We start from the raw sequence: 25,408 nt of genomic DNA, 5'->3' as shown, positions 1-25,408 counted from the left end.
GTGTCCCGCAATCTAGGGTCTGATTGAGGCGTTATTAAGTTATAATTACGTGACTTATCCGCAATGGAACGCCAAAGATCGAAAGATCAAGCCAATTATATCTTTGGTATTTAACGATAGTTTTTAATTATATCCGCACGTATGTAACTAAAAGAGTATAAGTTTCGCTTGGGTTGATTGTTGCAATTGTAGAATTGCTTTTGGGAGAAGATGTGAATCAGAGTTTTCTTCCAATAATGCGGGGAATCGTACAGGATACACGGATAGGTTGTTTTTTAGGTTTCCCTAACCGGAGTTAGAATTTTATGGTCGTGACACTCGATATTCAGCAGCCCCAACCATACGACCTCGTGGACAGCACGATCCTGATTTCCGGTATGGCCGCAGCCTTTGAGGGTACGTTGTCCGTTCGCCTGACAGAAGGCCACGACGAGCATGTCACCCACATCCAAGTCGGCTCGGTGGGGTTGAAGCAGTTTCAGGATTCGGTCTCTGTGCCAGAGGACAAGGCCTTTAAGCTGCCACGCCTGATACTGACACTCGCTGATGACACAGGGAACGAGAATGGCCCGTCGGTGACAATGCCCATTCTATACGGTCCGCTCATCCTGCCGGGATATACGGGGTGGCAACCCTATACGGTTCAGTCCGGCGATACTTTGATCGGCATAGCGCAGCAGATGTACGGCACACCGGACTACGGTCCGATCTTTGCGGCCAATCAGGACATCCTTGACGATGTGAATGAAATCTTTGCAGGGCAGGTGCTGCGCATCCCACGCAATGACATCTGACCGCAGGCCTGAGGAATGTCTGGCGCTCGGGGGGCAATTTCGCTAAGGGAACGGCAATTCCCAAATCCAGCCCGCGCCGCCATGTTCTGGCGCTGACCATTTCAGGTTGGCGAAGTCTCTATTGGCGGCGACCAGCACGAGACCCTTGCCATGACCGACCGCCGTTCCGAACTCTTGATGCCCGCAGGATCGCTGGAGCGTCTGAAAGTCGCCGTCCTCTATGGAGCCGATGCGGTGTATTTGGGCACGCCCGATATGTCCCTGCGCACCAAGTCCAAGTTTTCTTTGGAAGAGATCAAAGAAGGCGTCGCCTTTGCCCGCCAGCATGGGGTGCGGGTGTATCTGACGCTGAACCTATTTACCCACAACAAAGACATCCCCAAGCTGGCCGAGTATGTGGAAACGCTGAAAGACATCCAGCCCGACGGCGTGATCATCGCTGATCCGGGAGTGTTCCATTACGTCCGCAAGCACGCGCCCGGCATCAACCTGCACATTTCAACCCAAGCGAACGTGTGTTCCTCCCTAACCGTGGATTTCTGGAAGGATCAAGGCGCTGATCTGGTGGTGCTGGCCCGCGAGGTGACCTTTGCCGAGATGGCAGAGATCCGCGAGAACTGCCCCGATATACGGTTGGAGAGCTTCGTCCACGGGGCGATGTGCATGACGTATTCGGGGCGCTGCCTGCTGTCGAACTTTATGGCAGAGCGGGGCGCGAACCAAGGGAACTGCGCCAACTCCTGCCGTTGGCAGTACAAGGTACACCTGCGCCTCAAGGACGGCACCATCAAGGAACTGGAGCTGGACGAAAACAACAGCAAGCTTTTCGAATGGGTGCTGGAAGAGGGCGCACGTCCGGGCGAGCTGATGCCCATCGAAGAGGATATTCGCGGCTCGTACATCCTGAACTCCAAAGATATGTGCCTGATGCCCAAGCTGAACGACCTGCTGCGGATCGGTGTGGATAGCCTGAAGGTCGAAGGCCGGAACAAGAGCCCCTATTACGTTGCCACCGTGGCCCGCGCCTATCGCCGTGCCATCGACGACTATTATCGCGATCCCGAAGGCTGGCGCCCCGACGAATACATGCGCGAGCTAGAGGGCGCAGGCAGTCGCGGCTACACCATTGCCTTCCACGAGGGGCGCTTGCAGAACTACGCCCACAACTACGAACACACCAAGGCGATGGCCCCGTGGGAATACGCCGGCATCGTGCGCGAGGCCCGCGAGGATGGCTTGGTGCTAGAGGTTCGCAGCCGTCTGGACGCGGGCGATGTCATGGAATTCCTGCCGCCTGACAGCCGCGCGGAACCGGTGCTGCTGCGCCTCTATGAATACACCACGATCAAGAGCCCCGAAAAACCGGTGGAGAGCGTCTTTGGCAGCCGTCAGGACGTGATCTTTATCCCCTACAGTGCGTTCGATCACGAAGATCCCGAAACCGTCCGCCGAAACTTCCCTGCCTTCACTATCGTCCGCAAAGAGTCGATGCTATTGGACGAAGACTGGCGCCGCCTCAAGCTGGACAAGACCGCGCAGCGCATTGAACTTGGGGAGACAGCCCGCGAAGGGGCGTACAAGTCTCAGGTCGGCAAGTTGCAAGAGGCCATTGGCTCGGACGCGATGGAGAAACGCGCGCGGACCTCTCGCAAGGGCGTCGAGGGCTGCTGCGGGCGCGGGTGCAACGGGTGCCTGATGTTCTGGAACGATCCCGAATACGCCAAGGCCCGCGAACTGCTGAAGCAGAAGAAACACGGCGAAATGCTGGACCGCGATATGCGCGAGCCCTTGGCCTAAGGGTTCCCGTCAGATCGAGTGCAGATACAGGTCGAAATCCACGTTGCTGATCGTCCGCGCCACGCGGGCGTATTCTGCGGCCTTCACCTCGGTAAAAGTGCGGTGCATGTCCGCACCAAGGGCTGTCTGAAGGAACTCTGAAGCCTTGGCGGCCTCGATCGCCTCGCGCCAGTCGCGAGGGATGTTGGCGCGATCCTCGGTCTCGTAGGCGTTGCCTTTGGTCTGCGGGCCGGGGTCGATCTGGTTGTCCAGCCCGTGCAGAATGCCCGCCAGAACAGTCGCGCCCACCAAATAGGGATTGGCGTCCACGCCAGCGGGGCGATGCTCGATCCGGCGGGATTTCAGATCACCCTCGGGCACACGCAGGGCCACGGATCGGTTGTTCACCCCCCAAGCAGTGTTCACCGGCGCATAGCTCTGATTGGCAAAGCGTCGCCACGAATTCAGGTGCGGGGCAAAGACCAACATGGACTCGCCCATGGTTTGCCGCAGCCCGCCAAGCGCATGCAGCAGCGTGTCGGTCCAACCCGCGCCAGCCTCTTCGGCAAAGATATTGCGACCGGTCTCGTCCTGCACTGAGACGTGGAAATGCATTCCCGATCCGGGATGCTCCTCGATCGGTTTGGCCATGAAACACGCCGTGACCCCATGTGCGCGGGCCTGCTGCCGGACGATTCGTTTCAGGCGCACCAGATCATCGGCGGCCTGCATGATGTCTTCGCGGTAGTTCAGGGTCAGCTCGTACTGACCGGGCGCAAATTCAGAGATTACGGTTTCCGCATTGATCCCCGCCTTTGCAGCGCCCGCATAGATGTCGTTGAACAGGGGCAACATGCCTTGTAGGTGGTCCACGGAATAGACATCTGTGCGGTAAGTCGGAGCGCGGCCATCCAGCACGTCGCTCGCGGGCTTCACCCTGCCATCAGCGTCCCGCTCGTTTGCCAGCAAAAAGAATTCCAGCTCGAATGCGCCCGCCGGTTTCAGGCCGCGCGCGGCAAAGGCATCGACCTGCCGCTGCATCGCGTGGCGCGGGTCCGATCCCATCGGACGGCCATCAAGTTCGTACATCGACAGCAGCACCTCGGCGCGGGCGGGCTGGGTGTTGTGCAGCAGCTTCAGCGATCCGGGAATGGGCCACGCGCGCAAATCGCCGTCGCCGTGATCCCAGCAAAGTCCCGTTTCGTGCACGTCCTCGCTGCAGATATCCAGACCAAGGATCGAGATCGGGATATGCCGACCCGATCTGTACAGAGCCAGCAGTTCGTGCCGCCGGATGATCTTGCCGCGTCCGATCCCGTTGGAGTCGTGCAGCACGATATCGACCGCTTCGACCTCTGGGTGAGCTTTCAGAAAATCTTCGGCTTCAGTCAGGGTCGCGCCGGAAGGGCAGGGCTGGGTCATGAGAGGTCCCGCTTGATCAATGGAATGCGGTGCACTTTCGCCCGCTACGGAATTTGATCAAATAGAAAACGGGACCGATTGAAAAGCGCGAAATGCGGGCCTGTTAGCGATCAGAGAAAATGGTGACGTAGTAGTAGGGCCGCGCCGATCCAACGCCAATCTTCTCGAACTTCCGGTCCAGGATGTTGTTTCGGTGCAGCCGCGAGTCCATCCAGTCCGCCACCGTATAACTCGGATCCTGCCGACCATAAGATATGTTTTCCCCGTGATTGCTGTCATCATAGCCCGCGGCGGCCATACGCTGTTCGTAGGTCAGTCCACCGGGCACGTCGTGGCTGAAAAAGTCATTTCGGACCATGAGTGCCGCGTGTTCGCGGGCAATCTTGGATAGATGCACATCCGGCGTCAGGGCAGGGCGCCCGAGCTTGGCGCGCTCTGCATTAATCAGGGACATGATTTGAGCGTCGTTGCTGGCAGAGGCGGCAGGCGTTGCGGCTGTGGGGGCGGTTTCGCTTGGCAATGGCGGGGTTGCGACACAGGCAGAGATAGAAATCGCGGCCAAAGCGCAGAGGGCAGAGCGGAACATTCATAGACCTTTGGAACGGAGCAGACTTTGGCACTATACACGGCCTGATTGCGATGGGGTGTAAAGCCTCCGTGTCCGGCGGCTTCCTGCCAGTGAGGCTGTCAAAGCCATCATTGCCTGAGGCACTGGCGATCTGCGCATCACGTTGGCGGTGCGGAAATAAAGCCCTGAGACCGGTATGCCCTTTGGCGAAATGACGAACTCTTCACTTATCGCGCAGGTCAAATTTCGCCGGACGATCGCAAAGCCGATCCCAATTGGCAGCGGCATAATCTGTCGGAGCGCGCCGGTATTCGGTAGAAAACGCCTTTGGAACCGCGCCATACTGGCAAAGCCCCATCGCGGACGGCCACCTATGACACCCGTGACACGAACAAAAGACGGATACGATTACCAATGATGCCCGCAACGGACTCGCAACCCGCCAGCCCCGTGACCCCATCGGAAGAGCGTCAGACGGCGTTTATGGCGGGGGCTCCCTTGCCCGAAGAGGCTGAGCTGGTGCTTGACACGTTCTCAGCGATGGTCGAACCGGTGGATCGGTCGCGCGTCGGGCTGTTGCACGAGCTGTCCGTCGGCGTGTTCTGGCCCCATCGTCCCCGCGATCTGGAGCTGTTTATCGATCTGGGCCAAGGGTATATCGCGTTGGACGCGATCGGGCGCCCCTTGGGCTCGTCGATGTATTTCCCTGTCGCAGATAATTTCGCGATGCTCGGGATGATGGTCACCACACCGCGTTTGCAATCCCTTGGGGCGGGTCGCCGCCTGCTTCAACACATCATGCAGGACTGCGCAGGACGCGATCTGCGGCTAAGTGCGACGCGTTCGGGCTATCGGCTCTATGTGGCGGCGGGATTTGACCCTGTTGGCCTGATTTGGCAGCACCAAGGGATCGCCCGCCCGTTCCGCGCGCCAGAGCCGTTGTCTGGCCTGACCATTCGCCGACTGGAACCAGAGGATCGCGCCGCGCTGATGGCGCTGGACGCCCACGCCTATGGCGCAACTCGGACCAAAGTTATGGATGCCTTGCTGGCCGTTTCAAGCGGCGTCGTGGCCGAGCGGGGCGGGGCCGTGTGCGGCTACGCGCTCCGCCGGAGCTTTGGCAAGGGCGAGTTGATCGGGCCTGTCGTCGCCGAAGACGACGCGACTGCCATGCGACTTGTTGCGCCTTTGATCCAAGCCTGCGAGGGCAAGTTCACCCGCATGGACACGCCCCAACAGAGCGAGTCGTTCAAAGCGTTTCTCGCGGCGGCAGGGCTGGGTGTGTTCGACACCGTGACAGAGATGTATCTGGGCCGCCAGCGCCGCGCCGAAGAGGGGCCGCTGACCTACGGGCTTGCCGCGCATTCGCTGGGGTAAAGAAAAAGGGGCCGATCTGGCCCCTTTCGTTTCAGCTCAGGCGGTCTTTCAGCCCGAAATACATGCCCACCAAAGGCAGGAACCACGGCTTGCCGCTGTGCATGGGAATTGTGGGCCAGTCCATGCCCGCCAGCGGGTTGGTGTCCGTCCGTCCCATCGCCAGATCGGCTAGAGATTGCCCCAGCAGGGTCGACATCTGCGCGCCGTGGCCGGAATAGCCCATGCCATAGATCATGCCGTCCGCCTCGCCCGCGCGGGGATAGCGGTCTTGGGTCATCCCCACGAGGCCGCCCCAGCAGTAGTCGATCTGGATGTCCTTGAGGTGCGGGAACAGACGCTCCATGCTGGCGCGCAGTATGTCACCCGATTTAGCGTCCGATTGCTGGTCCGACGTGGCCGAAAACCGCGCCCGCCCGCCAAAGATCAGCCGGCTGTCCGGCGACAGGCGGAAGTAGTTCCCGATATTCATCGAGGTCACATAGGTCCGGTTCCCCGGCACGGTCTGCTTGATCTCTTCGGGGGTCAGGGGGCGGGTGGCGATGATGAAGGACCCGACCGAGATGATCCGGCGGCGGAAATAGCCCAAGGGCGATCCCTTGATCCGGCCACCATAGGCACCCGTGGCGGCGATCACGCGCCCCGCCTCGATTGTGCCCTTTGTGGTGGTCAGACGCCAGCCTGTTGCGGTTTTGTCCCGCGCGGTAACCGGCGCATTCTCCCAAATCTGCGCGCCGTGACGGGCCGCGCTCGTCCCCAGACCCTGCACATACTTGCCCATGTGCATCATGGCGGACTTTTCATATAGCATGCCGCCGTGAAAGGCTTCGCCGCCCACTTCGCCCGCCAGATCGGACTTCGACAGCCAGCGGGTGTCGGGGTCGACCTCTTTGTGGATCAGGTCAAAATTGGCCTTGAGCCCGTCCACGTGAGAGGGCTTTGACGCAAGCTTCAACTTGCCCGAACGACGGAAGTCACAGGCGATGTTTTCTTCGCGGATGACATCCTCGATCATGTCGATGGATCGGTCATAGGCATGGTACAGCCTGTGCGCCTGTTCGGCCCCCAGATGCGCCTTGGCATCGGCATAGCCATGGGCGACCCCGTTGTTCAGGTGCCCCCCGTTGCGCCCCGATCCGCCAGCACCCACATGGTCGGCTTCCAGAACAGCAACGCTGACCCCTTCGCGGGCCAGCTTGCGGGCGGCGCTCAGGCCCGTGAAACCAGCGCCGATGATCGCCACATCGACCTTGCCCTCCACGGGGCCCTGTATGGCGGCGGCAAAGGGCGCCGCCGTGTCATGCCAATAGGACATGTATTTCATAGCGGCCTCCGCTTACAGGCCCACAACGGCGGGCAGTTCGGATATATCCTTGATCTCGGTGTAGCCGAAATAGGGGTTCGCAGGCTCGTGGCCACGGTTCACCAAGACCTTGTTCTTGATCCCCATGTCGTAGGCGGTCATCAGATCGTAACGAAAGCTCGAGGACACGTGCAGAATATCCTCCGGCCCGCAGCCCAGTTGATCCAGCATGTATTCAAACGCCTTCATTTGCGGCTTGTAAGCGCCCGCGCTTTCGGCAGTGAAGACATGGGCAATTGGCGCCCCAAGCTTCGCGATGTTGTGCGGGATCTGTGCGTTCATCGAGTTGGTCAGTGCCACCAGCGGTATTTCCGGCGCGATTTTGGCCAGACCGGCGGGCACATCCGCATGCGGTCCCCATGTCGGCACGCGGTTATAGATGTCCTCGGCCACAGCGGGATCAAAGGGGATGCCGTTTCGTTTGCAGGTCCGCTCCAGCGCGTTGTGCACGATCTCGGCATAGGGTTTCCACGCGCCGAGCACCTCGTCCAGACGGTAAGCCGAGAAATCGGCGATGAATGTGTCCATCTGCGCAGGCGTCAGCATCGCGCTATAGTGGTCGCGCGCGGCTCCGGCCATATCGAACAGGATCATGGTGCCGTGGCAGTCAAAGGTGATGAATTTGGGGCGGAAGGTCATGTCAGCGGTCCTTGGACGTTCTCTGGATGCTGTCAGTCTGGAGCGGGCAGCTAGGCACAGTGCGCCGCGTTTGCCCGTTTCGTGGCATGAAATTGCGTATCCCCGAGGGTCCACGGCACGGGATGCCGCCAAGGAGCGATGTTCGGTGACTGGCACGGGAGCGGGCAGGGCACTCTGGCGGCAGACCAATGGAATGGACCTGACATGACCAAACTCTTGCCCGTAAACACCGCGCCGACCTTTGACCCCGTATGCGCAACCGCCGCCCCCGACCGCCTGATCGAGGGCAACCCTGCCTACCAAACATGGGAGCTGGACACCGCCATCGCCGAAGCCTCCAAATGGGGAAAAATCCGCACCGGCATATGGGAGACGACTCCGGGCAAGACCATCTCGATGAAGGGCGAAACCTTTGAATTCTGTCACATTCTGTCGGGTAAGTGCGTGATCACCGAGGATGGCGGGGAAAGCCATACCTTTGCCGCTGGCGATAGCTTTATTATGAAGCCCGGCTTTGTCGGCACGTGGGAGACGCTGGAAACCCTGCGCAAAATCTTTGTGATCGCGTCCTAAGTCATGGCGGATCGGTACACGCCCGAGCAGATGCTGGAACGGTTGGTTGGTTTCCCGACAGTGGTGGGGCAGGGCAACGGCGCGCTGATGGAGTTTGTCAGCGCCTACCTGACCGGCCACGGCATCCCGCATCATCTGCTGCTAGGGCCCGAGGGCGACCGGTATAATCTGCTGGCGACCATCGGCGATCCTGCGGTGCCAGGGTACATCCTGTCGGGCCATGTGGATGTCGTTCCTGCGGGTGAACCCGAGTGGCTGGCCGATCCGTTCACCCTGCGCCGTGACGGCGACCGGCTGATCGGGCGCGGGGCCTGCGATATGAAAGGCTATGTCGCTGCTGTGCTGGCAATGGCCCCCGATCTGGCCGCGATGCCCCTGTCCCCGCCCATCCATATCGCCCTGTCCTATGACGAAGAGGCAGGGTGCAAAGGTGTGCCGCACCTGATTGCCGCCCTTCCTGACCTGATCGCTGCGCCCTTGGGCTGTTTTGTGGGCGAGCCGTCGGGCATGACCCCTGTGCTGGCGCACAAAGGCAAAGCCGCCCTGCGTCTAACTGCCAAAGGGGTCTCGGGCCACAGTTCTCGCCCTGACCTGGGGGCAAACGCGATTCACGCCCTGCTTCCGGTGCTACTAGCGGCGGCGAAACAGGCAGACGCACTGAAATCCGGCCCCTCCGATGACCGTTTCGCGCCCCCATATTCGTCTTTGCAAATCGGGACGGTGGCGGGTGGCCAAGCGGTCAACATCATACCCGACCACGCATCGGCCCAGATCGAAGCCCGCGCCATCGCCGGTGTTGACCCCGAAACCCTGCTTGCCCCGATCATCGCATCCTGCACGCCTGAAGTGACCGCCGAGATCATCTCGTCCTATCCCGCTTTAGCCCTCGCCCCAGAGGCCCCCTTGGCCAAACTCGCCGAACACCTTTCGGGAAATTCCTCAATCGGCGCAGTCAGTTACGGCACCGAAGCGGGTCTTTTCCAGCAGGCGGGCATCCCCTCGGTGATTTGCGGGCCGGGCGACATCTCCCGCGCGCACAAGCCAGAGGAATACCTGACCACCCACGAACTAGATGCCGCCGCGCAGATGGTTCTGGCACTCGGCCGCCACCTGTCGGCCTAACCCCAATCACCAGCGGCATTTTCTGCGGCGAAGCGGGGCATAGGCAGCCCAAACTGCCGCGCTGCCACAGCATCAAACGGATCATGCCGTGGGCGTCCTCCTAATCTGGCCATGAACAGAATGGACCCGATGACGATGGACACCCTGAACACCCCTTCGCCTGAGCAGATCACGTTTGCCCCCTTCGGTCACGATCACATTGATGGGGCCGTGCGCCTGTCGCAGCAGGCCGGATGGCCTCACCGCGCCGCGGATTGGGCCCTGACGCTGACCACCGCCCAAGGGGTCGTGGCGCTGGATGGGGATCAGATTGTCGGCACCGCCCTGTGCTCGGATTTCGGCGACGTGGCGACCCTGAACATGATCATCGTGGACGAGGCCTGCCGTGGACGCGGCCTTGGCCGCCGCCTCATGGATGCGATCATCGCGCTGGGACAGGGGAGAACCCTGCGGCTGGTGGCGACCGCTGATGGCCTGCCTTTGTATGAAAAGCTGGGGTTTGTCGCCCATGGCCAGATCCTCCAGTACCAAGGCATCGCGCAGGCGCGTGCCCCCGAACAGCCTGTAAAAAAGGACAAGGCCGACCTGCATAACCTGACCAAAATCGATCAGGCCGCGTCCGGTATGTCGCGCCATGCCTTGCTGGAACAGATCGCCGCCACCGGCACCGTCCTGACGACCGCCGGCGGCTTTGCCATGCTGCGTGAATTTGGCAGGGGCATGGTCGTCGGCCCCGTGGTGGCCGAAGATGCGATCGCCGCCCGCGCCCTGATCGACGCCGCCGCGACCCAAGTCAAAGGCAAATTCCTGCGGATCGACCTGACCTCGGACGCCCTTGGCGGGCACATGGAAACGCTGGGTCTGACCCACGTGGGCGGCGGCACCGCCATGCAGATGCCCGCTCACGCGCCCCATCCCACCCCTTTCAAAACCTTCGCCCTCGTGTCTCAGGCACTCGGCTAATTCCGGAGCAAGATTATGCTGACCAATTCCCTTGTCGAGCTGGACCGCCAGCACCTGATCCACCCCGTGTCGTCCTTTCAGGGCCACGAGGCACGCGGCGTCCGCGTCCTGACCTCGGCCAAAGGCGCGCGCGTCACTGATGCCGAAGGGCGCGAGTTGATCGACGGTTTCGCGGGCCTGTGGTGTGTGAACGCGGGCTATGGGCAGGAGTCTGTGATCGAGGCCGCAACCGAACAAATGCGTCGTTTGCCCTATGCCACTGGGTACTTTGATCTGGGGGCAGAGGCGCCGATCAAGCTGGCTGCGGCGCTGGCCGAACGTGCCCCCGGTGATCTGAACCACGTTTATTTCACTCTGGGCGGGTCGGACGCGGTGGACAGTACCATTCGGTTCGTCCGCTACTACTGGCACGCCAAAGGTCAGCCGGATCGCGACCAGTTCATCTCGGTCGAGAATGGATATCACGGCTCGTCCTCGCTCGGGGCCGGCCTGACCGCGCTGAGCGCGTTTCACGACGGGTTCGGCTTGCCCTATCCTTGGCAGCACAAGATTTCGTCGCACTATGTGTATCGCAATCCCGTGGGCACCGACCCGCAGGCGATCATTGACGCTTCGGTCGCCGAACTGCGGGCCAAGATCGAAGCCATCGGCGCGGACAAAGTCGCAGCCTTCTACGTGGAGCCGATCCAAGGCTCGGGCGGCGTTCTGGTGCCGCCCAAGGGCTGGATCAAGGCGATGCGCGACGTCTGCACCGAATACGGCGTCCTGTTCATCGCGGACGAGGTGATCACCGGTTTCGGCCGCACCGGCCCGCTGTTTGCCTGCGCCGAAGAGGGCATCGTGCCTGATCTGATGACCACAGCCAAAGGCCTCACCTCTGGCTACGTGCCTATGGGCGCGGTGTTCATGTCGGATCACGTCTACCAGACCCTCAGCGATGGGGCAGGGGCCAAGGCGATCGGCCACGGCTTCACCTACTCGGGCCATCCCGTTTCGGCGGCTGTCGGACTGGAAGTTCTAGCTCTGTACGAAGGCGGCCTCTTGGAGAATGGCGAGAAGATGGGCGCGCGTCTGATGGACGGTCTGAAGGGCCTGATGGATCACCCGCTGGTCGGTGATGTGCGCGGTCGCGGAATGCTGGCCGCCGTGGAACTGGTGATCGACAAGGACGCCAAGACCCCGCTGCCCGCCAGCGTCCAGCCTGCCACGCGCCTGTTTGACCGTGCATGGGAGCATGGGCTGATCGTCCGCTCCTTTGCCCAAGGCATCTTTGGCTACGCGCCGCCGCTCTGCTGCACCGAAGAGGAAATCGATATGATCATCGAACGCACCCGCAAGGTGCTGGACGTGACCCTCGATGATCCCGAAATCCGCGCGGCGCTGCGCTGATGGCGCTGCTCTATACCTCTCTGCCAGACCGCGCCGCGGTTTGGCAGCCTATCTTCGACGCTGCGGGCGTACCGATGATTATCGGCGAAGAGGCCGTCACCGACCCCGCCGAAGTCACTCATATTGCTTGCTGGAAGCCCCCCGCCGACCTGAGCATTTATCCCAACCTAAAGGCTGTGATCTGCGTAGCGGCTGGCGTGGATCACATGCCCCCGATGCCAGAGGGCGTTGTGCTGACGCGTACCATCGCGAGCAGCATCGCCCCCATGGTCCGCGATTGGGTGGTTATGGCAACGCTCATGCTGCACCGCCAGATGCCCGCTTACATAGAGCAAGCGAAGACGGGAACATGGAAATCCCAAGGCATCCAATCCAGCCAAAGCCGCCGCGTGGGGATCATGGGCATGGGGCGGATTGGCGCTTTGACCGCGCAGACGCTGTCGAGCCTCGGGTTTGATGTCGCGGGCTGGAGCCGCTCGGGGACCCCTGTGGACGGTATTGAGGTGTACGGCGCAGAGGATCTGCCTGTTTTCTTGCAGCGCACCGATTTTCTGGTCTGCCTGCTGCCCCTGACCAAGGAAACGCGCGGTATTCTGGGACAGGATGTGTTCAATCAACTGCCCGCAGGCGCAATGCTGGTTCACGCGGGGCGGGGCGGCCAACTGGATATGAAAGCGCTGAAATCGGCGCTCGACTCCGGTCAAATCCACAGCGTGATGATGGATGTGACCAATCCAGAACCCTTGCCCGCTGACCATTGGGCTTGGACTGATCCGCGCGTGATCATCACGCCCCATGTGGGCTCGGTCACCGACTACGCAGAGGGTGCAGAACACGCGCTCAACGTGATCCGCGCGCTCCGCTCGGGCGATGATATCCCAGGTTTGGTGGACCAATCGCGGGGCTACTGAGACGCTTTTTCGGGCTGCGGTGCGAAATGCCGCGTCCCGTGCCAGTTCAGCAGAATATGCCGCCGCCCCGCACATTTTAAGCGTTTTGCCTGCGGGGTTTGAGGCCAAGCTGAGTGTAACAGGGAAATGAAAGACCAGCGTATAGGTCAGTAAAACAAGGGATGCGTGCATAAAATGCCTTCGCTGCGCATCGCCGAGGCAGACAGAACCTTCTGCTGTTTGCTCCTCGTTTCCCGGCATCTGATCCGCCGCCCTCGGGCGCATTCGACAACAAAGGACCGCCGAAAATGGCAACCACAACTGCCGTGAAACCCTTGACCGCTTTCAGCTACCTGACCTTTGACGTGGTCGGCACCCTGATCGACTTCGAAGGCGCGATCAAAGACGCCCTTGCCACCATTGCCAGAAAAGAAGGCATCGATGTCGATGGAGAGGCTGCGCTCGCCGTGTACCGCGATGCTCGCTACGAGCCCGGCGCGGGCCTGTTCCCCGACGATATGGGCCGCTGCTATGGCCGTATCGCGGAAGCCTTCGGTCTGCCCGACACCCCCGAATACCGTCAGTTCATGGTGGACAGCGTCGGTGACGCGAAACCGTTCCCCGACAGCGCCGCCGCCATGGCCAAGCTCAAGCAGCACTACAAGCTGGTCGCCATGACCAACGCGCAGCGCTGGGCCTTTGACAAGTTCGCCGAGAAACTGGGCAATCCGTTCTACGCGGGCTTCACCACCGACGACACCAAGACGGAGAAGCCTGATCCCGCCTATTTCCACCATGTGTTTGCGTGGGCCCAGACCGATGGCGGCGCCAAATCCGACATCCTACACACCGCTCAAAGCCAATACCACGACATCGGTATCTCGCGCGAACTAGGCATGACGAACGCATGGATCCAGCGCCGTCACGCACAGAACGGCTACGGCGGCACCATCGAACCCAAAGAGTTCACCGAACCTGATTACCACTTCCACTCGCTTATGGAACTGGCCGAGGCTGCAGACGCCGCCTTCGGAAAATAACTTCAAAGGCTTATGCGGCGACAAGATCGCAAGGCCGTCTTCCTCTCCAACAGAACAACAGGGAATAAACACATGACCAAGAACACCCCCAACAATTGGACTAGCCGCGACGACGCGATGGTCGAAGGCATGATCCGCCGCGGTGCCTCGCGCCGTGAACTGCTCAAGATGCTGATGGCGTCGGGCGTCGGCATGGCCGTTGGTGGCTCGTTGCTGACCCGCGCGACCCAAGCCGTTGCAGCGACCCCCGTCTTTGGCGGCAGCATCAAGGCGGCTGGTTGGTCGTCCTCGACCGCTGATACGCTGGACCCGGCCAAGGCGTCCCTCTCTACCGACTACGTGCGCTGCTGTTCCTTCTACAACCGCCTTACCTTCCTTGCCGAAGGCGGTGTGACCGAAATGGAACTGGCCGAGAGCATCTCGACTGACGACGCGCAGACTTGGGAAATCAAACTGAAGTCCGGTGTTGAATTCCACGACGGCTCGACCATGACCGCCGATGATGTTGTCTTCTCGCTGAAGCGCCATCTGGACGAAGCGGTTGGCTCCAAAGTGAACTCGATCGCCAAGCAGATGACCGAGATCACCAAACTGGACGACAGCACCGTCAAGGTCGTGCTGGCCGCGCCCAACGCCGACCTGCCGACCATTCTGGCGCTGCACCACTTCATGATCATCAAGGACGGCACAACCGATTTCACCACCGCCAACGGCACCGGCCCCTTCATCTGCGAAGTGTTCGAACCCGGCGTACGCTCGGTTGCGGTGAAAAACCCCAATTACTTCAAGGGCAACACTGTCTATCTGGACAGCTACGAATACTTTGCGATCCCCGACAACAACGCCCGCGTAAACGCCCTGCTGTCCGGTGATATCCAAGTGGCGGCTGCCGTGAACGCCCGTTCGCTGCGGATGCTCGAAGGTCAGCCTTCGGTCGCGACCTCGATCACCACTTCGGGCAACTACACCAATCTGAACATCCGCAAGGATCTGGACCCCGGCATGAAAGAGGGCTTCATCGAAGGCATGAAGCACCTGATCAACCGCGAAGCCATCCAGAAATCGGTGTTCCGCGGTCTGGCCGAAATCGGAAACGACCAGCCCGTGTCGGCAGCGAACAAGTACCACAACCCCAACATCGCGCCCAAAGCCTATGACCCCGAGCAGGCCAAGTTCTATTTTGAAAAGGCCGGCCTGATGGGCGCCGAGGTTCCGATTGTAGCCTCTGACGCGGCGACTTCGTCGGTGGATATGGCGATGATCGTCCAGCAGGCAGGCGCCGAGATCGGCATGAACCTCAAGGTCGATCGCGTGCCCTCCGATGGCTACTGGTCGAACTACTGGCTGAAGGCGCCCGTGCACTTCGGCAACATCAACCCGCGCCCCACGCCGGACATCCTGTTCTCGCTGCTCTACACCTCGGACGCCCCGTGGAACGAGAGCCAGTACAAGTCGGACAAGTTCGACTCCATGCTGGTCGAAGCGCGCGGCGCACTGGACGAAGACAAGCGGACCTCGATCTACTGGGAAATGCAGGAGATGGTCGCAAACGAGGCAGGCACCATCATTCCCGCCTACATTTCCAACGTCGATGCGATCTCGTCGAATCTCAAGGGTCTGGCGCCGAACCCGCTGGGTGGCCAGATGGGCTATGCCTTTGCCGAGTACGTCTGGCTCGACGGCGCTGCCTAAGGCCAACCTTTGGCCCGTGCCATCTGGCGCGGGCCTTTCCCTGAATTCCCAATTGGCCGAGGTGTCCGTTTGCCCAAATCGCTCTTGCCATGGATCCTTGTTTCCCAGCGGCTTGGCATTGCCTTGCTGACGCTGGTCATTGTGTCCTTTGCCGTCTTTTTCGCCACCGAGCTGTTGCCCGGTGACGTCGCCGAAATCCTGCTGGGGCAGGCCGCGACCCCCGAAGCTGTGGCCGGATTGCGCACCGCAATGGGACTGGACGAGCCCGCCATGCACCGCTTTGTCGGTTGGCTGGTCGGTCTGGCGGGGGGCGACATGGGCACATCCTATGTGAACAAGATGGCAGTTAGCGATTTGATGGGCGGGCGATTGATCAATTCCCTGCGGCTCGCAGGCGTGACGACCTTGGTGTCTGTGCCGATCGCGCTGGCACTCGGGATCGGCGCGGCCATGTGGAAGGGATCTGTGTTCGATCGCATGGTGTCCGTCGCGACGATCTCGGTCATTTCGGTGCCCGAGTTCATGGTCGCGACGCTGGCCGTTCTGATCTTTGCCGTGTGGCTCGGGTGGCTGCCCGCGCTGGCCTATGGCGCGAACGTGGATAGTTGGGCCGCGATGCTAAAGGCTTATGCGATGCCGGTGATCACCCTGTCTTTTGTGGTCTCTGCGCAGATGATCCGCATGACCCGCGCCGCGGTGATCGAGACGATCAACACCCCCTACGTGGAAATGGCCCTGCTCAAAGGTGCCTCGCGCCGCCGGATGGTTCTGGGCCACGCGTTGCCCAACGCTTTGGGTCCGATCGCCAACGCTGTCGCGCTATCGCTGAGCTATTTGGTGGGCGGTGTCATCATCGTCGAGACGATCTTTAACTACCCCGGCGTCGCCAAGCTGATGGTCGATGCGGTCGCCACCCGCGATCTGCCCCTGATCCAGTCCTGCGCCATGATTTTCTGCGTCAGCTACCTGTCGCTGATCACTCTGGCCGACCTGATTGCCATTCTGTCCAACCCGAGGCTTCGTCGATGATGATTGAACGATCCAATGCATTCGTGATCCCGACCCCGAAGCGTCTGGGCTATTCCTTTAACTGGGTGGGCCGTGTCGGTCTGGCGGTGATCCTGTTCTGGGCCGTGGTCGCCATCGTCGGCCCGTGGATTGCCCCGCACCCGCCCGGAGAGATCGTGGACTGGGACTATTTCGGCCCCGTCACAGCGGATTTCTGGATGGGTACCGATTATCTGGGCCGTGACATCTTTAGCCGCATCCTGATGGGCGCACGCTATACTGTGGGGATCGCGCTGGCCTCGGTCGTGCTGGCCTGTGCGGGCGGCGTGATCCTTGGCATGGTGGCTGCGGTCATCGGCGGGTGGTTCGATATGATTCTGTCGCGCCTCTTGGACGCCTTCAACGGCATCCCGTCTTTGCTGTTCGGTCTGGTGGTCGTGGCGGCCGTTGGCTCCTCGATCCCCGTTCTGATCCTGACCTTGGCGGCGATCTATTTGCCTGGCTCATATCGCTTTGCCCGCGCCTTGGCCGTGAACGTGAATGCGACCGATTACGTTACTGTCGCCCGCGCACGGGGCGAGAGTACGCCCTATCTGATCACCCGCGAAATCTTCCCGAACATACTTGGCCCAGTGCTAGCCGACCTTGGCTTGCGGTTTGTCTTCATCGTTCTGGTGCTGTCGGGCCTTTCTTTCCTTGGCCTTGGGGTGCAGCCGCCGAACGCGGACTGGGGGGCCTTGGTCCGTGAAAACATCGAAGGTCTGTCCCTTGGCGCGCCAGCGGTGATCTTTCCGTCCATTGCCATCGCGACCCTGACCATCTCGGTGAACATGTTCATCGACAACCTGCCCACCAAAATTCGGGATCGGAGCGAATGATGACCCAGCCTCTTGTCACCGTGAACGACCTGCGCATTGGCGCTGTCACCGACGCAGGCCGCAAGGTCGAGATCATCCGAGGCGTGTCCTTTGAGATCGCCCCCGGCGAAATCGTCGCCCTGATCGGCGAGTCAGGCAGCGGCAAAACCACCATTGCTCTGTCCCTGATGGGCTACACTCGCACGGGCTGTTCGATCACTGGCGGTCAGATCATCTTGGACGGCACGGATGTCACCGCGCTACCCGAGCGCAAACGCGCGGCCCTGCGCGGGACCGAGGTCAGCTATGTGCCCCAGTCGGCAGCGGCGGCGTTTAACCCGTCCAAGCGGATCATGGATCAGGTGATCGAAATCACCGCCATCCACGAGCTGATGCCCAAAGCTGAGGCCGAAGCCAAAGCGGTCGATCTTTTCCGCGCCTTGGCCCTGCCGGACCCGGAAAACATCGGCCACCGCTATCCGCACCAAGTCTCTGGCGGCCAGTTGCAACGCCTATCGGCCGCGATGGCCCTGATCGGCGGGCCGAAGCTGGTGATTTTTGACGAGCCCACCACGGCGCTGGATGTGACCACTCAGATTGAGGTCCTGCGGGCCTTCAAATCCGTGATGCAGCAGGGCGGAATGGCCGGTGTCTACGTTAGCCACGATCTGGCCGTTGTGGCACAGATTGCCGACCGGATCATCGTACTGAAGGGCGGGGAAATTCAGGAAACCGGCACGACCGAGCAAATCCTGACCCACCCCGCGCATCCCTACACACGCCAGCTTCTGGCAGCGTTCGAACCCGTGCCCCACCAGCCGTTTCAGCCCGAAGCAAAGGCGGTTCCCAAACCGATCCTAGAGGTGATCCACCTGCACGCAGGCTACGGCGCGATCCGCAAGGGCGAGCCGGAAATCAAAATCCTCAAGGACGTGAATTTCACTCTGGAACGGGGCCGCAACTTGGGCGTGATCGGGGAGTCCGGCAGCGGCAAGTCCACGCTGGCCCGCGCCATCGCCGGTATTCTGCCGCCCTATCAGGGGGGCATCCTGCTGGATGGCCAAGAATTGCGCGGTGACCTGAAACGCCGCAGCAAAGAGCAGCTGCGTAAGGCGCAAATCGTGTTCCAGCTGGCCGATACAGCTCTGAACCCCGCGCACTCGATCGAGCAAATCCTTGGCCGACCACTCACCTTCTACCATGGTCTGAAGGGCGCTGCCCGCGAGGCACGGGTCAAAGAACTGCTCGACATGGTGCGCTTGCCCGCGAACCTGCGGCACCGACTGCCGGGGGAACTATCAGGTGGTCAGAAACAGCGCATCAACCTGGCCCGTGCTTTGGCGGCAGAGCCGGAACTGATCCTGTGCGACGAGATCACCTCGGCCCTCGATACGGTGGTTGCGGCAGCCATTCTGGACCTGCTCAAGGAACTTCAGCGCGAACTTAGCCTCAGCTACATGTTCATCAGCCACGATCTGTCGACCGTTGAGGCGATCTGCGACGATGTGCTGGTGATGCTGAAAGGCGAGGTGGTCGAGGCCTTGCCCGCCGCCCGCATGTCCGCCGAGGCGCAGCACCCGTATTCGCGGCTGCTCATTTCCTCGATCCCGCAGCTCGACACCGGCTGGCTGGCGGGGCTCGAGCAAGACCCCACTCTGGTCGCCCAATTCGCCAACCGCTAAGGACACGCCCCGCAAGTCGGGGCGTTATCCCACCCGATCCCCGAACAGGCGCGTCAGTGGGATCTGGTTCTTCACAAAGGGCGTCTTCATCACCACAAAGCTGAAGTATTTATCGATGCCGACCCCGCGGTCGATCAGTGCTTCGATGATGTTCTGGTAGTCGGTGATCGACGCGCAGACGAATTTCGCCAGATAGTCATAGCCGCCCGAAACCAGATGGCATTCCACGCAACTGTCGACCTTCTCCAGCGCCTCTTGAAAGCGGGCAAAGTCGATCTGGCGGTGGTTCTTCAGGGTAAACTCGGTGAACACCGTCAGCGTATCTCCCAGCTTTGCCACGTCAATCTGCGCGGTGTAACCGGTGATATATCCCGCTTGCTGCAGCTTTTTCACCCGCATCAGGCAGGGCGACGGCGACAGCGCCACCAATTCCGCCAGTTCGACATTCGTAATCCGCCCGTTGCGCTGCAACTCGGCAAGAATCTTTACATCGATCCGATCGAGCTTCAGCTGGCTACTCATAACAGGGTCCTTCGGGGTCTTTACTCTGGGTCACTATTGAGCGAGTCCGCGCGCAGGGGCAAGGGTCTGACATTCGACAGGAAATGCCGCCGGACCTGTGCAATCCGGCACATCCGGCTGCACGGCGCGGGCTAGGGTCAGGCAACAGACCGGAGAGACTAATCATGCCCGCCCCCCTGATGCAGATCGATACCCCTGACACTTTGCCCGACAGCGCCGACGTGGTTGTGATCGGCGCAGGCATTGTGGGTGTCAGCACGGCCTATTGGTTGGCGCGCGGGGGGATGAAGGTCGTCTTGCTCGAAAAGGGCCGCATAGGCGCCGAGCAGTCCAGCCGCAACTGGGGCTGGTGCCGCCAACAAAACAGGGACGCCCGCGAATTGCCCCTGTCCACCCGCAGCTTGGCCTTGTGGGAGGATATGACCGCCGACATCGGTCAGGACATGGGATTTCGGCGCTGCGGGCTGCTGTATCTGTCGAACAATCAAGCCGAGATTGACGGCTGGGATCGCTGGGGCCAGTTCGCGCGAGGGCAGGGTGTGGACACCCGAATGCTGACCCCAGACCAAGCGACCGAGCGCGGCGCCGCCACGGGCAAGCGCTGGCTGGGGGGCGTCTGGTCGCCTACCGATGGCATCGCGGACCCGTCCCGCGCGGCCCCGATCATCGCCAAAGGCGTGATGCAGCATAAGGGTGTTCTGCTGCAAAATTGTGCAGCTCGCGGGATTGATGTGCAGAATGGAAACGTTAGCGCTGTCATCACCGAGCGCGGGGTGATCAAGACGCGGCAGGTGGTTATGGCAGGCGGCGCTTGGGCGGCCAGTTTCCTGCATCAGTCGGGCCTGTTCTTCCCTCAGGCGGCGGTGCGGAACTCGATCTTGTCCGTGCAGTCCGGGGCGCAGGGTTTGCCCGATGCACTGCACACAAATGAGGTTTCGGTGACCCGCCGCGGGGACGGAGGATACACGCTGGCCATCTCGGGCCGTGCTAATCTGGATCCGACACCGGGGGCGCTGTTGGGGGCCAAACACTTCTTGCCAATGTTCGCGAAACGCTGGCGCGCGCTGCGGCCGGGCGGGGTGCAGGCGTGGCAAGCGGGGCATGAGACCCGCCAGCGGTGGGCACTGGACCGTGAAACCCCGATGGAGCGGATGCGGATCTTGGACCCGAGACCGTCGAAGGCCTTGGTCAACCTGACCCTGACCCGCGCCCGCGATCTGCTGCCCGAACTGAAGAAGGTCGCCGTGCAGGCCACTTGGGCCGGTTACATCGACAGCACCCCCGATGGGGTACCGGTGATCGACAGCGATATCGGGATTGGCGGTCTGACCTTGGCAGCGGGTTTGTCGGGCCATGGGTTCGGCATCGGTCCGGGAGTGGGGCATCTGGTGGCCGACACGCTGCTGGACCGCACTCCGATTACCGAAACCGCGCAGTATAAACTGTCGCGCTTCAACGGTCCCCAATGGGGCAAGGTGGCCGAGTTCTGATGCCATCACGCGAACCGCGAGATACTGAAGGATTCCAGCGGCGTCTCGCACGCGCCGGTGGTGATCAGTTCGGCCATCGCATCGCCCACACCGGGCCCCAGCTGGAACCCGTGTCCGCAAAAGCCAAACGCATGGAACAGCCCCTGAGTGGTGCCCGAAGCGCCAATCACGGGCAGGCCATCGGCCACGTACCCTTCGCAGCCCGACCACTGGCGGATCACGGCCACTTCGCGCAGGGCGGGGAACATCTGCACCAACTGGCGGACTTGTTCGGGCAGGACATCGAAATGCGCCTTGGCATGGCCATCCTGCCCCACATCGGACCGCGGGACCCCGCCACCGAACACGATATTCCCCCGCTCGACCTGCCGGAAATAGGCCCCATGATGCTGCGCCCAAACGCCGATCACGGGCAGGATACGGTGGGGCAGGGGCTCGGTCACGCCCATCTGCGGGCCGTGCATGGTCAGCGGGACGGTTTCGCCGAAATCGGCGGCGATCTGGCGGCCCCACGCACCCGCGCAGCTCAGGACGGCCTCCACGTGACAGGTGCCTTTGGAGGTCTCGACCGTGAAACCGGCCTCTGTCCTCTGAATGTTGATGATGGTCGTGTGATCCATGATCTCAGCCCCATCCCGCGCCGCCGCACTGGCAAAGGCAGGCGCGGCCAGCCGAGGGTTCGCCGACCCGTCATTGGGGGAAAACGATGCCCCGATCACCGTCGGCCCCAGCATCGGATAGCGGCGGTGCAACTCGGCGGCGGACAGTTCCTCCAACTCCAGCCCCCACGGCACGGCATCCTGCGCAAATCGGCGCATGTCGGCCAAGCTGTCCTCGTCAAAGATCAGCCGCAGGTGGCCCGTCGCGCGGAATTCGACGTCGCGCCCCAGCAGGGCTTCGGCTTGATGCCACAGGGCCAGCGACCGATGGGCCAAGGGCATCTGCGGCAGATAACGCCCCGACCGCCGGATATTGCCGAACGACGCCACCGTTGCGCCTGCGCCGATATAACCGCGCTCGATCAGGCGCACTCGTACCCCACGCCGCGTCAGAAAGAACGCCGCCGCGCTGCCCATCAGCCCGCCCCCGATCACGATCACATCCATTCCCGCCCCCTTTTGCGTTTTGGCCATCTCAGCCCGACCACGGGGCAGGGGGCAAAGACGGGAAACAGGGTCGGTCATAAGCCGCTCTTATAGGAGGCCGCGATGCGCGCCAGACAGCTCGAGGTTTTCACCGCCGTCATGCGGGCAGGCACCGTGACGGGGGCGGCGCGGCTGCTCAATATTTCCCAACCGGCGCTGTCTCAAGTGCTCATGCATTGCGAGGATGAACTGGGCTTTCCCTTGTTCGACCGTGAAAAGGGGCGTTTGCGCCCAACCCCCGAAGCATTGGAACTGTACCCTGAGGCCGAACGCCTGTTCGCCAGCCTTGAAGGGCTGCGCCGCAAGACGCAGGATTTGCGGCTGGGGCGCGCGGGCCTAGTGCGGATTGCGTCGTCGGCACCCCCCGCGATGTCCCTATTGCCGCAGGTGATGGCGGCGTTTCGGGCGCGTCATCCGGATATTCTGCTGCGCTCTCATGTGGCGCCGATTGCCAGCCTGATCTCGATGCTTAGGGCGGGGGATGCGGCGCTGGCGCTGGCTTTGGATGACCGGCTTGCGCCCGATATCGACGTGGAAATCTTGCGGCAGGTGGGGTTCTGTTGCCTGCTGCCCGAAGGGCATCATTTGGCCGAGAAAGCCGCGCTGAACTTCGCTGATCTGGAGGCTGAACACGTCATCTCTTACCGCGCTACGACCCGCCCCCATGACGAGTTGGACCAAGCCGCCAGAGAGCAGGGCCTGCGGTTCACCCCCCAGCTGGAGATTGACGTATCCATCTCGGCTGTTGGATTTGTACAGGCTGGTCTGGGGGTCGCAGTCGTCGACGATCTGCTGCCTTGGGGGCAGTTTGCGGGGGTTGTCACGCGGCCTCTGACTGGATCGCCGGACATGCCGCTGGGCTTGCTGACATTGGCGGGCAAAGCCCTGTCCCGCGCCGAAACCCTGATGGCCGACCAGATCCGCGCCGCCATTCCATAAGCCCGCCTTATGGCCTGCCGCGCCATGCGTCTTGGACGGACGGGCCGCTTTCTGATGCCCTCAAAGCCAACGGAATGACCCAACCAAAGGCTTATCAGATGGACGGCAGCACCCCGATCCCCGACAGCGCAGACTGGAAAATCGGCGTCGATATCGGCGGCACTTTCATGGATTTCTGCGCGCTGGAAACGCGCTCGGGGCGGATTGCCTCGCTCAAGGTGCTGACGACCCCCGATGATCCGGGGGCCGAGCTGCTGACGGGCCTGCGGTTGCTGACCGAGCGCGAGGGGCTCGACCCCGCGTCCATCACCCGCTTTGTCCACGGCACGACCGTCGGGATCAACACAATCATCCAGCGCAAAGGGGCCGATCTGGCGCTGATCACCAACGCGGGCTTCGAGGATGTGATCGAACTGGCCCGCCTGCGGATGCCCGACATGTATTCGCTGTTCTGCCACCGGCCCGACCCCTTGATCCCCCGCGAACGCATCTATGGTGTCCCAGTGCGGATGCGGGCGGGAGGTCAGGAGACGGTGCCTTTGGACCGCGCGGCCTTGGCGGATGCCGTTTCGGACGCGCAAAAAGCCGGTGCCGAAGGGATCATCATCGCCTTCCTGCACAGCTGGTCCGACCCTGCCCAAGAGGCGCTGGCCAAAGCGCTGATCGAAGAAATGGCCCCTGATCTGTTCGTCTTCACCTCGTCCGAGGTTTGGCCCGTGATCCGCGAATACGAGCGCACCTCGACCGCGATCCTGAACGGCTATGTGCATCCGCGCGTGTCGGGCTATCTGACCGCTCTGCAAGACCGTCTGGCGGGGCAGGGCGTCCCTGCGCGGCCCATGCTGACCAAGTCGAACGGGGGCCTCATGACCGCTGGTGAGGGGCGGCGCGACTGCGTGTCGATGCTGCTGTCTGGCACGGCTTCAGGGGTGATCGGGGCATCTTGGTTGGCGCGGCAAGCGGGCGCGGACCGCGTGTTGACACTGGATATCGGCGGGACGTCGGCAGATTTCGCGCTGATCATCGATGGAGAGGTCCGTTTTGGTACTGACGAGTTGATCGGTGAGTTCCCGCTGCACATCCCGTCCGTGTCGGTCAGTTCGATTGGGATCGGTGGCGGCTCTATCGCATCGGTGGACGACCATGGCGTGCTGCGCGTGGGTCCTGAATCGGCGGGATCGATTCCCGGTCCGGCGTGCTATGGCCGTGGCGGAGACCACGCCACTGTGACTGACGCGATGGCTGTATGCGGCTGGCTGGGGCATTCCCAGATGGCCTATGGGCAGCTTCAGATGGATGTGGATTTGGCGCGCCAAGTGGTTGGAGCATTGGCCGCGAAAATGGGGCGCGGGCTGGAAGAAACCGCCCAAGCCATTCTCCACATCGCCATTTCCGAAATGTTCGTCGAGGTGGAAAAGCTCTCCTCCCGCGCGGGGGTGGACCTGCGGGACTTTGCGCTGATGCCGTTCGGCGGGGGCGGCCCGATGCTGGGGGCGTTTCTGGCGCGCGAATTGGGGATGCGCAGCGTGATCGCGCCGCGCAGGCCAGGGGTTGTATCGGCTTTGGGCTGCCTTGTGGCGGACCTGCGCGGCGATTTCATCCGCACGATCTTTGCCGATCTCGAGGCGCTGGCGGGCGTACGTCTGACTGATGCCTACGACGATCTCGCCAGCGAAGGACAAGCGTGGCTTCTGGCCCAAGGGCATGAGGGGACGGGCGATCTGCGCCTCTCTGCGGATATGCGCTACGCGGGCCAAAGCTATGAAATCGAGGTGGCTATCAACACGGGCTGGCTGAACGACCCGCAAAGAATTGCGCAGGCGTTCCACGAAACCCATCGCCGGATTTACGACTTTGACGATCCCGCTGGCCGGATCGAAGTCGTCAACCTGCGCCTATCGGCCATTGGCACGGGGCCAAAGCCAGACTTCCCAGTTCAGACGGCTGGCAACGCTACCGCAGAACCCACCCGTCTCGTCCCCGTTTATCTGGATGGCTGGCAGGACGTTCCCTTGTTCGACCGCGCCACCCTTGGCGCAGGGGTCACATTCGCGGGCCCCGCCATTGTCGCCCAAGAGGACACGACCTTTGCGATCCCTGATGGCACCACGGCCCAAGTGGACGCCCACCTGAATATTCACCTGACCTATGCGGAGTGAG

At 61.8% G+C, this 25,408-nt stretch carries 22 protein-coding genes; 16 read left to right on the top strand and 6 right to left on the bottom strand.

The annotated features are described in order from the left end of the window. The first annotated feature begins 305 nt into the window (after positions 1–305). Positions 306–794 (top strand): LysM peptidoglycan-binding domain-containing protein, encoded by a 489-nt coding sequence (locus AB9K37_RS05250; protein ID WP_369835878.1) that lies wholly within the window; start codon positions 306–308, stop codon positions 792–794. A gap of 150 nt (positions 795–944) precedes the next feature. Continuing rightward, complete coding sequence (locus AB9K37_RS05245) at positions 945–2,591, top strand: U32 family peptidase (RefSeq protein ID WP_369835877.1); 1,647 nt, start codon at positions 945–947, stop codon at positions 2,589–2,591. Between the two features lie 9 nt (positions 2,592–2,600). On the opposite strand, the gene AB9K37_RS05240 is transcribed toward AB9K37_RS05245, so the two are convergent. Continuing rightward, positions 2,601–3,992, bottom strand: coding sequence for a glutamine synthetase family protein (locus AB9K37_RS05240; protein ID WP_369835876.1), 1,392 nt, complete (start codon positions 3,990–3,992; stop codon positions 2,601–2,603). Between the two features lie 103 nt (positions 3,993–4,095). Further along, the gene (locus tag AB9K37_RS05235) at positions 4,096–4,578 is read right to left on the bottom strand and encodes a CAP domain-containing protein (RefSeq protein ID WP_369835875.1); all 483 of its coding nucleotides are present in this window, start codon (positions 4,576–4,578) and stop codon (positions 4,096–4,098) included. Between the two features lie 396 nt (positions 4,579–4,974). Here AB9K37_RS05235 and AB9K37_RS05230 point away from each other — a divergent pair, with 396 nt between their 5' ends. Then, entirely contained in the window at positions 4,975–5,937 is a 963-nt protein-coding gene (locus AB9K37_RS05230) for a GNAT family N-acetyltransferase (protein WP_369835874.1), read from the top strand. A gap of 31 nt (positions 5,938–5,968) precedes the next feature. Here AB9K37_RS05230 and AB9K37_RS05225 read toward each other — a convergent pair whose 3' ends face one another. Continuing rightward, a complete protein-coding gene (locus AB9K37_RS05225) occupies positions 5,969–7,258 on the bottom strand; it encodes an NAD(P)/FAD-dependent oxidoreductase (RefSeq protein ID WP_369835873.1) in 1,290 nt (429 codons plus the stop codon). A gap of 12 nt (positions 7,259–7,270) precedes the next feature. Continuing rightward, a complete protein-coding gene (locus tag AB9K37_RS05220; RefSeq protein WP_369835872.1) occupies positions 7,271–7,936 on the bottom strand; it encodes a haloacid dehalogenase type II in 666 nt (221 codons plus the stop codon). Between the two features lie 138 nt (positions 7,937–8,074). Between AB9K37_RS05220 and AB9K37_RS05215 the strand changes: the two genes are divergently transcribed. From AB9K37_RS05215 to AB9K37_RS05170, 10 genes are all read left to right on the top strand, one after another. Beyond that, positions 8,075–8,509: a cupin domain-containing protein gene (locus AB9K37_RS05215; RefSeq protein ID WP_369835871.1), complete on the top strand. Its 435-nt coding sequence runs from the start codon at positions 8,075–8,077 to the stop codon at positions 8,507–8,509. A gap of 3 nt (positions 8,510–8,512) precedes the next feature. After that, complete coding sequence (gene argE / locus AB9K37_RS05210) at positions 8,513–9,631, top strand: acetylornithine deacetylase (RefSeq protein ID WP_369835870.1); 1,119 nt, start codon at positions 8,513–8,515, stop codon at positions 9,629–9,631. Positions 9,632–9,760: 129 nt separating this feature from the next. Next, complete coding sequence (locus tag AB9K37_RS05205) at positions 9,761–10,594, top strand: GNAT family N-acetyltransferase (RefSeq protein WP_369835869.1); 834 nt, start codon at positions 9,761–9,763, stop codon at positions 10,592–10,594. A 15-nt stretch (positions 10,595–10,609) separates the two neighbouring features. Further along, positions 10,610–11,983 carry an aspartate aminotransferase family protein gene (locus AB9K37_RS05200; protein ID WP_369835868.1) on the top strand — a complete coding sequence of 458 codons (1,374 nt, stop codon included), beginning with the start codon at positions 10,610–10,612 and terminating at the stop codon, positions 11,981–11,983. Next, positions 11,983–12,894 carry a 2-hydroxyacid dehydrogenase gene (locus AB9K37_RS05195; protein ID WP_369835867.1) on the top strand — a complete coding sequence of 304 codons (912 nt, stop codon included), beginning with the start codon at positions 11,983–11,985 and terminating at the stop codon, positions 12,892–12,894. The genes AB9K37_RS05200 and AB9K37_RS05195 overlap by 1 nt, the downstream gene beginning before the upstream one ends. 287 nt (positions 12,895–13,181) lie before the next feature. Further along, on the top strand, positions 13,182–13,913 hold the full coding sequence (locus AB9K37_RS05190; RefSeq protein ID WP_369835866.1) for an HAD-IA family hydrolase: 732 nt from the start codon (positions 13,182–13,184) through the stop codon (positions 13,911–13,913). A gap of 72 nt (positions 13,914–13,985) precedes the next feature. Continuing rightward, positions 13,986–15,605, top strand: a complete 1,620-nt coding sequence (locus tag AB9K37_RS05185) for an ABC transporter substrate-binding protein (protein WP_369835865.1) — start codon at positions 13,986–13,988, stop codon at positions 15,603–15,605. A gap of 69 nt (positions 15,606–15,674) precedes the next feature. After that, positions 15,675–16,634, top strand: a complete 960-nt coding sequence (locus AB9K37_RS05180; protein ID WP_369835864.1) for an ABC transporter permease — start codon at positions 15,675–15,677, stop codon at positions 16,632–16,634. Beyond that, entirely contained in the window at positions 16,631–17,491 is an 861-nt protein-coding gene (locus AB9K37_RS05175; RefSeq protein ID WP_369835863.1) for an ABC transporter permease, read from the top strand. Before AB9K37_RS05180 ends, AB9K37_RS05175 begins: the two co-directional genes overlap by 4 nt. Further along, on the top strand, positions 17,491–19,152 hold the full coding sequence (locus AB9K37_RS05170; protein WP_369835862.1) for an ABC transporter ATP-binding protein: 1,662 nt from the start codon (positions 17,491–17,493) through the stop codon (positions 19,150–19,152). Before AB9K37_RS05175 ends, AB9K37_RS05170 begins: the two co-directional genes overlap by 1 nt. 24 nt (positions 19,153–19,176) lie before the next feature. Here the strand turns inward: AB9K37_RS05170 and AB9K37_RS05165 are convergent, their stop codons facing one another. After that, positions 19,177–19,674 carry an Lrp/AsnC family transcriptional regulator gene (locus AB9K37_RS05165; protein WP_218157033.1) on the bottom strand — a complete coding sequence of 166 codons (498 nt, stop codon included), beginning with the start codon at positions 19,672–19,674 and terminating at the stop codon, positions 19,177–19,179. A 164-nt stretch (positions 19,675–19,838) separates the two neighbouring features. On the opposite strand from AB9K37_RS05165, the gene AB9K37_RS05160 reads away from it, so the two are divergent. Beyond that, a complete protein-coding gene (locus AB9K37_RS05160; RefSeq protein WP_369835861.1) occupies positions 19,839–21,164 on the top strand; it encodes an NAD(P)/FAD-dependent oxidoreductase in 1,326 nt (441 codons plus the stop codon). Positions 21,165–21,169: 5 nt separating this feature from the next. On the opposite strand, the gene AB9K37_RS05155 is transcribed toward AB9K37_RS05160, so the two are convergent. Further along, positions 21,170–22,348 carry an NAD(P)/FAD-dependent oxidoreductase gene (locus AB9K37_RS05155; RefSeq protein ID WP_369835860.1) on the bottom strand — a complete coding sequence of 393 codons (1,179 nt, stop codon included), beginning with the start codon at positions 22,346–22,348 and terminating at the stop codon, positions 21,170–21,172. A 24-nt stretch (positions 22,349–22,372) separates the two neighbouring features. Here AB9K37_RS05155 and AB9K37_RS05150 point away from each other — a divergent pair, with 24 nt between their 5' ends. After that, positions 22,373–23,248 (top strand): LysR family transcriptional regulator, encoded by an 876-nt coding sequence (locus AB9K37_RS05150; RefSeq protein WP_369835859.1) that lies wholly within the window; start codon positions 22,373–22,375, stop codon positions 23,246–23,248. A 74-nt stretch (positions 23,249–23,322) separates the two neighbouring features. Then, entirely contained in the window at positions 23,323–25,407 is a 2,085-nt protein-coding gene (locus AB9K37_RS05145) for a hydantoinase/oxoprolinase family protein (RefSeq protein WP_369835858.1), read from the top strand. The last annotated feature ends 1 nt before the right edge of the window (position 25,408 follow it).

The organism is Donghicola sp. XS_ASV15 (assembly GCF_041224595.1).
In the GTDB taxonomy this organism is placed as follows: Bacteria; Pseudomonadota; Alphaproteobacteria; order Rhodobacterales; family Rhodobacteraceae; genus Donghicola.
This window is presented reverse-complemented; position numbering and strand designations above follow the sequence as displayed.